This window comes from Candidatus Cloacimonas sp., from assembly GCA_035403355.1.
Lineage (GTDB): Bacteria > Cloacimonadota > Cloacimonadia > Cloacimonadales > Cloacimonadaceae > Cloacimonas.
This window is the reverse complement of sequence record DAONFA010000027.1, coordinates 23,673-36,071: the sequence shown is the minus strand read 5'-3', so window position 1 is coordinate 36,071 and position 12,399 is coordinate 23,673. Positions and strand designations below refer to the sequence as shown.

The window sequence follows — 12,399 nt, the reverse complement described above, 5'->3', positions numbered from 1 at the left end:
TACCTCTGCATTTCGTTGCAACCACAGAAGAATCGGTTTAGAGTCAAAACAAACAGCTTGTTTTGACTTACAATTTTCACCTGCCTTCAATGAAACCACATCCCATACATTTAGTTCACTTACAACCGTGCTACAACTGGTTTCCTCATTTCAAAATTGTGAGTTAAAACAAAAACCTTGCACACAGGCAACCAAGCTATACCAACCCCTCAAATTCCACAATTGTGAAAGAATGTCCTTCTTCACATTTGCAGGGTTGGGTTGGAATTGTTCAGAAATGGTTGTTTCGGGATGGAATTTTTGTTTTAACTCTAAACCGAGCTTCAGCTTTGACAGTATCGGACAAAAGATAAATATTCTGTTACTTCTGCATATAGTTGCAACCACAGAAGAATCGGTTTAGAGTCAAAACAAACAGTTTGTTTTGACTCACAATTTTCACCTGCCTTCAATGAAACCACATCCCACACATTTAGTTCACTTACAACCGCTCTACGACTGGTTTCCAAACCGAAAAATTGTGAGTTAAAACAAAATAATACACCCATACAACCGACCAATCAATCACCCACTATTCAAGCAGTATAGAATATCAACACCATAAAGCGATAACACACTATCGGCAGCAATTATTCTTTTTTCACTCCCAAGATATTTGTTTATCAGTTCCTGTTTTTTTGCAATATGCTGCGAATTAGATTCCCGTATCGTTCCCATATCGCGATACGAGAACGATACGGGAATCATATCGGAGTGTTATTGAGAAAATACCGGAATTTCTCTGGGAAGGAAAAATAGTCAATGTGCTAATTGCTCACTGTTTATTGAAAAAGAAGATTACTTTAGTAAAAAAAGACGATACCAACCCATTTTTCAAGAAACAATTTTGTTTTACCTCCCAATTTTGAAATGAGGAAACCAGTTGTAGCGCGGTTGTTAGTGTTTACAATTTGTGGGTTGTAAAAACAGAGAGGGCTGTGGAAAAATTGTAAGTAAAAACAAACAAATGCTATGCCTCCGTTACCATAAAGGTGTTGCCTGCAGCCCTGAAACGATTAGAATATCTATAAAAGATAAGTATAGGAGAAAAAATGAACGGAATTGTCTTCTTCAAAACCAAGGATTTGGGTCGGATAAGGTCTTTTTACGCTTCTATGCTGGAACTTCCTGTCTGGTTAGATCAGGATTCCTGTGTAATATTTAGATCCGGTAATCAATTGTTGGGTTTTTGTGAAGGTGAAAGCATTGAAAATTGCGGCACCATAACTTTCTTTTTTAATGACCGGGAACAGGTTGATGCCGCTTATACAAAGCTGAAAAGCATAGCTAAAACAGCTCCCGGGGAAAATCCAAAATATAACATCTATCATTTTTGGGCAACTGATCCTGAAGGCAGGTCTTTGGAATTTCAGTGTTTTGAACGGCAATTAGAGCCCTATCTAACGCTGGAAGAGAGCTTAAAAACACGCCGCAGCATCCGTAAATATACTGCGGAACCTGTTTCCCCTGAGCTTTTAAACAATGTCTTTGAGCTTTGTCGCTATTCTCCAACTGCCTGTAATTTACAGGGTTATTATTATGTTGTGATTAAAAAGCGGGAAATTTTGGAGAAAATTGTTGCCTTGAGAGGTCCTTCAGGAAAACCGCTATTAGCTGCTCCTTTTGCTATTGCCGTTGCTGCCAAAGGGGATATCTCACACCGGAAAATTCAGGATGCCTGTATTGCTGCCTACCATTTATTGCTGGCTGCCAAAGCTTATGGCTTGGGCACTTGCTGGGTTACCGATATGGATAAAGAGGAAATTAAGAATTTACTTGGTATTCCCCCTCAGGATTATATTGCCTGTTTAACTCCTCTTGGCTATCCTGCAGAGCATTTTCCCCTGCCGGATAGGCATCAGGTCAGCGATTTTGTGAGGTATTTATGAAACCGGTATTATTTTTAACCCGCCGTATTCCAGAGCCGGCAATAAAATTGTTGGAAGAGAAATTTACCTTGAAAATAAATCCCTACAACCGTGCTTTAACTTATCAGGAACTTATTGCAGGAATTGAAGATGCGGAAGCTTTAATCTGTCTGCTGACCGATAACATAGATAAAATGGTGATAAATTGTGCCCCCAAATTAAAAGTTATCTCCTCTTACGCCGTAGGTTATAATAACATAGATGTGGATTTTGCTACTCAACGCGGAATTACGGTTTGCAACACTCCCGGTGTATTAACAGAAACTACGGCTGACCTTACCTGGGCACTAATTTTAGCCACCTGTAGAAGAATTTCGGAAAGTGAACGGTTTTTACGAAATGGCAATTTTAAGGGTTGGGAACCAATGCTGATGTGCGGACTTGATGTTTACGGAAAAACACTTGGGATAATAGGAATGGGAAGAATTGGCAAGGCAGTTGCCAAACGCGCTACGGGCTTTGAGATGCGGATTATCTATTATAATGATAATCCACTTGCTGAAACACTACCTTTTGAAGCAGCGGAAGTTACTTTGAAAACCCTGCTGCAGGAAGCGGATATCCTTACTCTTCATCTGCCTTTAACGCAAGAGACCTTCCATCTTATTGGTAAGGAAGAATTTACATTGATGAAAGATAGCGCCGTGTTGATAAATACTTCCAGAGGAGCGGTTATTGATGAAAAAGAACTGACTAAAGCCCTTAAAGAAAGACGCATTTTTGCTGCGGGACTGGATGTTTATGAAAATGAACCCTATATTCCGGAGGAACTACTTGCGTTGGAAAATGTAGTTCTCCTGCCTCATATCGGCTCTGCCAGCATTGAAACCAGAACTAAAATGGCACTGTTGGCTGCAGAAAATGCCATTGCCGTTATGGAAAGGAGAAAACCACCGGCAAGAGTAAATTAGCAAAAGAGAAAGCAAAAAAAATTGAAAATAGATAACCGGAAGATATGGAACAGCAGGTTTTAATAGTTAATGCAACCAATTGTAAAAAAGTAAGATAAATGCTATAGGAGCAATTACCTTAACGGAAAATATCGGGTAACCAGGAAAAATTGAAAAATAAACCTTGACAGATTAGCTAAGCAAAAATTATTTTAGATGAGAATTGATAAGCTTATATTGTTATTGAGGATGAAGAATTGGTGATTTTCTTTAACTGTTTACGCCTTAAAGAGTTTGGTTTTGTCCAGTTTTTTAATAAATTGGCAAGAGAATGAGGTATAATGCAAGTGATAGAAAATGATTTAGAAGGACTAAATCGGGCTGCTTAACGAAGGAAATGCTTATGTATTTTCTCTAAGAGCCCGGGAAATATAAATAAAATAAGGAGAAAGTAAAATGAAAAAACCCTTTTTACCGTTATTATTATTAACCGCTCTATTATTAGGAAGTTTTCCTTTATGGAGTTCCGGTTATTCCCTATCCTTCGTTGGTTCAACTCCTTCGGCACCAAAATATGTTAATTGTGGAACTAATGCAGCTTTTAATATTCCCAATAGCAATTTTACCATTGAAGCATGGATTTATCCCACTAATTTTAGTTCAACCAAAGCAATGAATACAATTGTTGGTAAGGATGATTGGAGTTCAGGATCTCCAACTTATTCATCTGGTTATGTGTTTCGCTATGGGAGCAGCAATAGAACCCTTAGCTTTGCTAAAAGTAATGGAACTACTGATTGGTATGAGATTTATGCGAATAATGTGCTAACCCTTAATACCTGGCAGCATGTGGCAATAACTCAATCAATGTCCGGTAGCAACTCTACTATGACTCTTTATGTGAATGGTGTTCAAGTTGGTTCTCCTCTCACAGCAACTACTGCCAGTACTCAATCTTCTCGGCCTGTATATATTGGCTATTCTCCAAATACACAATCAAACATTCGTTGTATGCTGGGAAATGTGGATGAAGTGAGAATTTGGAATGTAACCCGTTCGGCAACCCAATTAGCTGATAATCGCTATGTAAATATTGACCCTTCTACTACAGGTTTAATTGCCTATTACAAAATGTCCGAAGGAACAGGAACTACGGTTGCGGATAGCAGTCCCAATCATATTGATGGAACTTTTTCTGCTACGGCACCTTCCTGGGATACTAATATTCCTTTTGATTATCCAGGTGCAGCAACAACTCCCAATCCTGAAACGAATGCTACAAATATAGGTCTTCGTCCTTCCTTAAGTTGGAGTGCTCCTGCAAGTGGAAATCCTACCGGCTATAAAGTGTTTTTAGGAACTGATAATCCGCCTTCCGATGTTTTAAATGGAGTTTCTCAATCAAGCTCAAGCTACACTCTTTCGGATAATTTGCAGTATAATACAAAGTATTATTGGAAAATTGTACCCTATAATGCCACTGGTGATGCTCAAAGCCCTGATACCTGGGAATTTACTACTACAGATTTATATGCTGATGATCTTCCCGCAGTAACAGACGGTGAAGGAAATACTGTTAACCCGCAAATTCAAATTCCTTCTATTACCGGTATATTTAATCCGGTAATAACTACAGATTGGGCTCCGGAAGGGACACCTGTTAATTATCCTGGTTTATATATCTTATTAAGTGGAGGCACTTTTACAGGCAGAACGATACAAATCAATCCCGATTTAGGTTATATACCTGCATATCTGATGTATAGAGTGTTGCCTTCTCAGACTTGGGTAAAAGTTTCCAAAAATATAAGCTGGACTGTTGATTTGGTGGATTTTACAATATCTGCAGGTAAGGCGGATGGAGATGTAGAGATTGTTTTCTTTAATGGAGAAGATGAAACATTGCCCGTTGAGTTGTCTTCATTTACAGCTTTTATTACTGCTGATAATTTTGTTACCTTAAATTGGATTACTCAATCTGAAACCAATATTGCCGGTTACAATATCTATCGTAATACTTGGAAAAATCTTTCCGATGCCATCAAACTCAGCTGTTATCTGACTGCGGAAAATAGTTCGTCAACACATTCCTATTCATATACGGATGCTGAAATTTTTGCTACAGGAACTTACTTCTATTGGCTTCAGGCAAATGAACTTAATGGTGATATAGATTACTTCGGTCCTGTATCTGTTACAATCGCTAATAATAACCCGGAAAATCCGCCCCAATTAATAGAAAGAACAGAATTAGGTAAAATGTTCCCCAATCCTTTTAGCTCAGACATTACGATTGGCTATAACCTAAAAGCAGCCGATAATGTAATATTAGATATCTACAATTCTAAAGGACAATTGGTAAGACATTATCAACAAAATTACAATACAATGGGCGCTTTCCATTATGTTTGGGATGGAAAATCGGATTCTGGAAAGGCAATGCCCTCCGGAGTTTATTACCTGAAAATGAAGGCAACCAATTATTCGGGTTGTAAAAAAATGATTTATCTGAAATAACTATTCACCTAACGCTATGTTTAAACAAGCTACCCGAATTTCAGGTAGCTTGTTTATTTTAACCCTGGAAATTACGAAAAAGCAGTGAAGCTGATAAAACTTGACAAAAGAGCTTAGTGATTTATTTTGTAAATATAAGGAATATTGAAGGTAAGAAAAATGGGAGGTATATATGGTTGATACAGTGCAAAAGGTCAATTTAGGGATATTCAGCGGCTTATCAGAAGATGCTGTAAAAGAGCTGACGAAAGACCTGGAGCGAATTGAAATTAACAAGGGAGAGGCAATTATAACCGAACACTCCTTAGGGGAAAATCTTTTCTATATATGCAAAGGTAAAGTGGAGATTGATAAGGGCTTAACTAATCCCGAAACGCATTTTGCTCAGCTCTCAACTTTGGAAGCAGGGGATTTTTTTGGCGAAATGGGTATAATTGATGACTGTCCTCGTTCAGCCAGCGTGGTTGCTCTTGAAGATGTAGAACTGATAGTTATTCCTCGCACGGTATTTAACGAAATGCTTTTTGCCTATCCGGTTATTATGTTGAATTTAACCAGAGTTATTTCCAGACGCTTACGCAATACTAATGAACGCCTTGTGGAACTGATGGATGAAATGCTGCAAAAGAACCGTTTAATGGCTATCGGTATGGCTGCCAGTAAAATTATTCACGATATTAAAACCCCCTTAACCGTTATTGTTCTTACGGCGCAATTGCTGGAAAATATCTTTCCGGAAAGCAGTGAATTCACCGAAAACATTGTGAAACAGACCAAGCTGATAGACCAATTAGTGCATGAGATTTTGGATTTTGCCAGAGGAACGGAAACCCCTCCTCTAATTCAAAAAGTGAATATGGATGCCTTTTTTCAGGAACTTGGCGAAGTGTATGCCCCTTCCCTCAAAGAACGCAAGATCAGTTTTGAAGTGGAAAACAAAATCCCCGACTATGCATATTTTGATGAGGGAAAAATCCGCAGGGTCTTGATAAATCTTATTAAAAATGCGATGGAAGCTATAACGGGAGAAGGTAACATTAAAATTATCAGCAACATTTCTTCCGGGTGGTTACAGATTTCCGTAATTGATAACGGACCTGGTGTTCCCGAAAAATTAAGGGAAGAATTGTTTCAGCCCTTTGTTACGGATGGTAAAACACAGGGCACAGGTTTGGGTTTGGCAATTTGTAAAAAACTGGTTCAGGAGCATAACGGGCGCTTGGAATATATTCCTGTAGAGCCGAATGGAAGCAGGTTTGATATTCGCATTCCTCAAGTTACCAAATAATTGCTTGTCAAAAATAGCGCTCTCTTTTCTTTGGTTCCTGATGTAAGAAAAAATGGGAAGTGAATTATGTCCAAAGTATGTGATATCTGTGGAAAAACAGCTCAGGTAGGCAATTCTCGCAGTCATGCCTTAAATGCTACTAAGCGTAGGTTTTATCCTAATTTGCACGAAATTCGTGTTGCCAGTGATGGCGGAACTAAGAAAATCAAGGTCTGCAGTTCCTGCCTGAAAGCAAATAAAGTCCGCAAAGCTGTATAACAACAATCTGTGATTTTGAGCTGAAGATTACGGAGAAGAATGTCTTGCGGGAATCAGGTTTTACCGGATTCCCGTTTTTTGTGTAAATAAATAATGACTGAAGCACTAAATAACTACTTAACTAATAAACTGTTATGGGGGTTTAATGTTAATTGAGGCGATTCAAAGCCAGGTAGAAAAAAGCTCTGCAGTGCTGGTTGAGGTTCGTTCTGAAATTGCCAGAGTGATTGTAGGTCAACGGGAGATTATAGACCGCTTGCTGATTGGAATTATAGCCAATGGTCATATTTTAATTGAAGGCGTTCCCGGTTTGGCAAAAACCCTTATTATATCTTCGTTGGCGTCTGTTTTTGATGCCTCCTGTTCCCGCATTCAATTTACACCCGATCTGTTACCTGCAGATATAACCGGCACAATGATTTACAATCCTAAAAGCGGAGAATTCAGTGTGAAAAAGGGACCCGTCTTTGCCAATTTTATTTTGGCAGATGAAATCAACAGAGCTCCTTCCAAAGTGCAATCAGCCCTTTTGGAAGCAATGCAGGAAAGACAGGTAACCTTGGGAGACAATACTTTTCCTTTACCTAAACCGTTTTTTGTGATGGCAACCCAAAATCCTATTGAACAGGAGGGAACCTATCCTCTTCCGGAAGCACAGGTAGATAGATTCTTTATGAAATTGAAGATTAAATATCCAGCTTATGATGAAGAAAAAGTAATCCTGGAAAGAATGGTGAATGAACAACCGATTCCTTTACGCAAAGTGCTGAATCCCGACGCTATAGAAAGTATGCGGGAAGTGATGGATCAGGTTTATATGGAAGAAAAGCTGAAGGACTATATTCTGCATTTAATCAATTCCACCCGCCATCCGGAACGCTATCCGCGTTTGATTGATTTGAAGGGTCTGATTGAGTTTGGGGCATCGCCCCGGGCAACAATTTTTCTGGCAAGAGCTGCTAAAGCCAATGCTTACATATCAGGAAGAGCTTATGTAATTCCTGATGATATTAAAGCGGTTGCCAGAGATGTTTTAAGACATCGCATCATTCTTTCTTACGAAGCTGAAGCTGAAGAAGTTACCAGCGAAGAGATCATCAACCGTATTCTGGATGAAATTGAAGTTCCTTAAAATATAGGCGATTATGTTTACCCAAAGCGTTTCTGATATCCTGAAAAAGATTCGCAGGATAGAAATTCGCACCCGCAATCCTGTTGCTGAAATGTTCAGAGGCGAATATCACAGCCGGTTTAAAGGACAGGGTTTGGAATTTGCAGAAGTGCGGGAATACCAACCGGGAGATAATTACAGAGATATTGACTGGAATGTATCGGCGCGGATGGGTCAACTCTACATAAAAAAATATCGTGAAACCAGAGAACTGAGGGTAGTGTTTTTAGTAGATGTAAGCGCTTCGGAGGAATTTGGCACTCGCAGTATGATTAAAAGAGAAAGAATTGCTGAACTGGTATCGGCATTGGCTTTTTCTGCAGTTGCCAATCAGGATTTGGCAGGTCTGATTCTCTTTTCCGATCAGGTAGAAAAGTTTTTACCCCCGCGCAAAGGACGCAACAATGCTTTGGCAATTCTTAGAGAAGTGCTATACTATGAACCGAAAAGCAAAAAGACCTCGCTGAAAAATGCCTGTGAATATGCCCATAAGATGTTAAAAAAACGCTGTATTCTCTTTATCGTTTCAGATTGGATTGATTCCGGTTATGAGCATTCCCTGAAAATTCTCGCTACTAAGAATGATGTTGTGGCTTTGCGGGTTTTGGATGATAGCGAACTGGAGCTTCCCAAAGCGGGAATTTTATCCTTGCAAGACCCGGAAACGGGAGAAGAAGTTTGGCTTAACAGTTCCGACCCCAAGTTGCGTAAAGCATATCAGGAAATAGTAAATACCGAACAGAAGAACTTGCAGGAGTTCTTTCGTAAATGCTCTTGCGACTATTTACTAATTCGCACTTCCGATTCCTATATCGGTGCTTTAAGAAAGTTCTTCACTTTACGAGAAAAACGCAGATGAAAAAAACCCTGGTGATTATTGCCTTTTTCCTTTCCTTTTTGCCGATTGCACTGTGGGCGGAATTTAATCAGGAACTTCAGGGAACCGATAGCTTGAATGTGGGAACTCCTTTTCTGTTTGTTATTAACACCGATTTTGCTATTAAAGGGGTTGCCATTCCTGATACTCTGGAGGACTTTGCTATTCTGGAAAGCAAACGGGAAGTAAAAAATCCCCGTTGCTGGAAGGTTAAGATTGTGCCTTTAAAGACAGGTGCTTTATCCTTTCCCCGGATAGAGATACAACCTGTTGACAGGGGTGTAACTCCTGTTTACACTGATGGTTTCAGGGTCTATGTGCTTTCTGTTTTAGCCGAGGGAGATACCCTTTTACGAGATATTAAACCTTTGCGGAAATACCCTCTGCAACTTCCTTTTTGGGTATATCCTTTGCTGCTATTGATAGCTTTGGCTTTGGGAATTTATCTTTGGCTGAAAAAGCCCGAAAAGCCCAAAAGAGAATATGCTGTTCCTTCGCCTAAAACGCAACCGTTATTACCTGCCTGGGAAAAAGCTTTAAAGACCTTGGAGGAATTGAGAGCTGAGGGTTTAATTGCCAAAGGAGAAGTGGTTTTATATCATTTTCGGTTATCTGATATTCTGCGTTCTTTTTTGGAAGAGACCTATTACTTTCCCGCTTTGGAAATGACGGGTAGGGAAATTGCGGTTGCTTTATATCAGCGGAATATACCCTTTGCACAGGAAATCAGGAATTTTATCAACTACTGCGATTTAGTTAAGTTCGCAAAACGCCATCCCTCTGATACTGAAATAGAGGAAAATACCCTTTGGCTGAGGAATTATTTATTAAGTTTCGCCAAAGCTGTTCAGGAGCCGACAAATGCTTAAATTCGGTCATCCCTGGTTTCTTTTTTTGTTACTCCTAATTCCGTTATATCTGGTTTGGGAATTTATTATTCACAGGAAACGACGCCTTTATTTACCTCATTCCAGAGTTAAACAGCTGCGTTATATTTCGCGCGGTCAATATCCTTTCCGTTATCTGTATCCGGTTTTACGCTCCTTAATCTTGTTATTCTTATGTATTGCCATAGCTGAACCCCGGTGGGGCATAAAAACCAGGGATTTAAGCAATAAAGGAGTGGATATTGTTATGGCTATGGATATTAGCGGCTCTATGCTGGCGATGGATTTTGCTCCTAAAAATCGGTTAAGTGCAGCGGTAAGCGTAGCAAAGGATTTTGTGAAAAGGCGTCCGAATGACAGATTTGGTTTAGTTGCCTTCTCGGAATATGCTTTAACGCAGATACCGCTCACTTTTGATCATTTGGCAATGTTGAATTCGCTGGATAAACTGAAAGTGAATGAAGAAGCATCCGCAACCGCTATCGGAATGGGTTTGGCAAAAGCTGTTGCCCGGTTACATAACAGCACTGCCAAAAGCAGAGTGATTATTCTGATTACCGATGGGGTTAGCAATACCGGAGAAATAGACCCCTTAGCCGCAGCGGAAATGGCTAAGGAATTGGGAATTAAGGTTTATCCTATTGGAGTAGGAAGCAAAGGGTTAGTGCCTTTTCCTTATGCCGATCCCATTTTTGGAACGCGTTATTTAAACACTTTTATAGATTTGGATATGGAGACCCTGAATAAAATAGCGGAAACGACAGGAACGGGTAAAGCAGCTTTGGCAACCGATTCTAATGGCTTGGCAGAGATTATGAATGAAATTGACCGCCTGGAAAAAACCCGCTTTACTACTCAGTTTAGATATAATTACAGTGAGCATTTTATGCCTTTTTTATGGTTGGCGTTTGCCTTTTTGCTCCTGGAAATGCTGTTGAAAACTATTATTTTACCTGTTTTGCCTGACCAGCTATGAATATTGCCAATCCTTACTATCTGGCACTTTCAGGGCTGTGTTTGTTGCTGCTGATTTTATTGTTCAGACGGGAAAGATTTTTACAGCGTCGTTTTACCCGCTATGCCGAACTACATTTGAAAGAACATTATTATCATTCTCAATCGCCATTCTGGATTGGCTTTAAGCTATTTCTATGCATTCTGGCTTTGGGCTGTGTTATCATTGCCTTGGCAAGACCGCAATGGGATTATGAAAATAAGGACTTGCAAAGCAGCGGAATGGATATTATATTTGCCATAGATGTTTCCCAAAGTATGGATGCCACGGATATGATGCCCAGTAGGTTGTTACGAGCTATTTTACAGATTGGCAGTTTTCTGGAACAGGTGAAAACCGATAGAATTGGCATAATTGCTTTTGCCGGAGTGGCAACTTTGCAATGTCCGTTAACGGATGATTACGAAGCCGTCCGCATTGTCCTGAACGGTTTAAACAGTAACACGGTAGAAATTCCGGGAACCGATATTGGCAGCGCTTTGAATTTAGCAGCAGATGCTTTTCCCGAGGGTTCAAAATCTAACACGCTGATTCTTATTTCAGATGGGGAAGACCTGGAAAATTCTGCTTTAAGAGAAGCTAAGAAATTGAAAATAAAGGGCATCAGGGTATATACTATGGGTGTGGGAAGTCCGGAAGGGACAATCATTCGTAATCCCGAAACCGGTGAAGAAGTGAAAAGTAAACTGGATGAAACAACCCTGCAGGAAATTGCCCGGATAACGGAAGGAGAATATTTTCGGGTAACCCCAGGCGGTGAAGAAATTCAGCTGATTTTAAAACGCATCTATGAAAACGAAATTACCCGCCGAGGTAAGAAAGTTACTATCCTGAAAGAACAGTATTATCTCTTTGCCATAATGGCAATTATCTTGCTTATTATAGAGTGTGTGATAGACCCGCGTAAACGCAAGAAGGGTTTAATGGCAGCGGAGAAAAGCAATGAGCAATAAAACAAGACGCATAATCTTGATTGTGATAGCGGTTATTCTGTTATTGCTTATTCTGGAATTGCTATTCAGACCCAAAGCAGTGCGTCAGTCATTTGCCGATTCCTTTTACCGGGCAAAAAAATATCCCCGCGCTGAAGAGTTGTTCCGGAAGAATACTAAATCCAACGATGTAACCGCCAATGCCAATCTGGCTAAGTGCTTATACAGGCAAAATCGCTATGCGGAAGCAGATTCGGCTGCTGAGATTGCTCTAAACAAGGCAAAGGATAAAAAAAATATTCTTTATGACAGCGGTGATATTGCCTATCAGCAAAAGGACTACCAAAAAGCTCTGAAACACTTTAAAGAAGCTCTTTTGCTTGATCCTGAGGATGAGGATTTACGGGCAAATTATGAACTTACTTTGCGTAAACTGCAAAAACAATCACCTCCTGCAGCCCAAATACAGCAAAACAAAGATAATCAAGAACAGGAAGCAATCCGCAATATTTTGAAAGGTCTGGATAACAAAGAAAGCACAGACCGCCAGCAATTAAAACAAAAGCAAAGCTCCAAAACGGATAAATGGTGGTAAAA

General features: G+C 39.8%; 11 protein-coding genes. All 11 read left to right on the top strand.

Annotated features, from left to right (window positions below; genetic code table 11):
• Positions 1 to 1,091 precede the first annotated feature (1,091 nt).
• The 11 genes from PLE33_07265 (at position 1,092) to PLE33_07215 (ending at position 12,397) form a co-directional block, all read left to right on the top strand.
• Positions 1,092 to 1,928, top strand: coding sequence for a nitroreductase family protein (locus PLE33_07265; GenBank protein ID HPS61049.1), 837 nt, complete (start codon positions 1,092 to 1,094; stop codon positions 1,926 to 1,928).
• Positions 1,925 to 2,878 (top strand): D-glycerate dehydrogenase, encoded by a 954-nt coding sequence (locus PLE33_07260; GenBank protein ID HPS61048.1) that lies wholly within the window; start codon positions 1,925 to 1,927, stop codon positions 2,876 to 2,878. The genes PLE33_07265 and PLE33_07260 overlap by 4 nt, the downstream gene beginning before the upstream one ends.
• A gap of 435 nt (positions 2,879 to 3,313) precedes the next feature.
• On the top strand, positions 3,314 to 5,374 hold the full coding sequence (locus tag PLE33_07255) for a FlgD immunoglobulin-like domain containing protein (GenBank protein ID HPS61047.1): 2,061 nt from the start codon (positions 3,314 to 3,316) through the stop codon (positions 5,372 to 5,374).
• Between the two features lie 172 nt (positions 5,375 to 5,546).
• Positions 5,547 to 6,662: an ATP-binding protein gene (locus PLE33_07250; protein ID HPS61046.1), complete on the top strand. Its 1,116-nt coding sequence runs from the start codon at positions 5,547 to 5,549 to the stop codon at positions 6,660 to 6,662.
• A gap of 66 nt (positions 6,663 to 6,728) precedes the next feature.
• The gene (gene rpmB, locus PLE33_07245) at positions 6,729 to 6,920 is read left to right on the top strand and encodes a 50S ribosomal protein L28 (GenBank protein ID HPS61045.1); all 192 of its coding nucleotides are present in this window, start codon (positions 6,729 to 6,731) and stop codon (positions 6,918 to 6,920) included.
• A gap of 145 nt (positions 6,921 to 7,065) precedes the next feature.
• On the top strand, positions 7,066 to 8,052 hold the full coding sequence (locus tag PLE33_07240; protein ID HPS61044.1) for a MoxR family ATPase: 987 nt from the start codon (positions 7,066 to 7,068) through the stop codon (positions 8,050 to 8,052).
• Positions 8,053 to 8,065: 13 nt separating this feature from the next.
• A complete protein-coding gene (locus PLE33_07235; protein ID HPS61043.1) occupies positions 8,066 to 8,950 on the top strand; it encodes a DUF58 domain-containing protein in 885 nt (294 codons plus the stop codon).
• Complete coding sequence (locus PLE33_07230; protein ID HPS61042.1) at positions 8,947 to 9,837, top strand: hypothetical protein; 891 nt, start codon at positions 8,947 to 8,949, stop codon at positions 9,835 to 9,837. The genes PLE33_07235 and PLE33_07230 overlap by 4 nt, the downstream gene beginning before the upstream one ends.
• Entirely contained in the window at positions 9,830 to 10,831 is a 1,002-nt protein-coding gene (locus tag PLE33_07225) for a VWA domain-containing protein (protein ID HPS61041.1), read from the top strand. Before PLE33_07230 ends, PLE33_07225 begins: the two co-directional genes overlap by 8 nt.
• Positions 10,828 to 11,823, top strand: coding sequence for a VWA domain-containing protein (locus tag PLE33_07220; GenBank protein ID HPS61040.1), 996 nt, complete (start codon positions 10,828 to 10,830; stop codon positions 11,821 to 11,823). The genes PLE33_07225 and PLE33_07220 overlap by 4 nt, the downstream gene beginning before the upstream one ends.
• Positions 11,813 to 12,397, top strand: coding sequence for a tetratricopeptide repeat protein (locus PLE33_07215; protein ID HPS61039.1), 585 nt, complete (start codon positions 11,813 to 11,815; stop codon positions 12,395 to 12,397). Before PLE33_07220 ends, PLE33_07215 begins: the two co-directional genes overlap by 11 nt.
• Positions 12,398 to 12,399 lie beyond the last annotated feature (2 nt).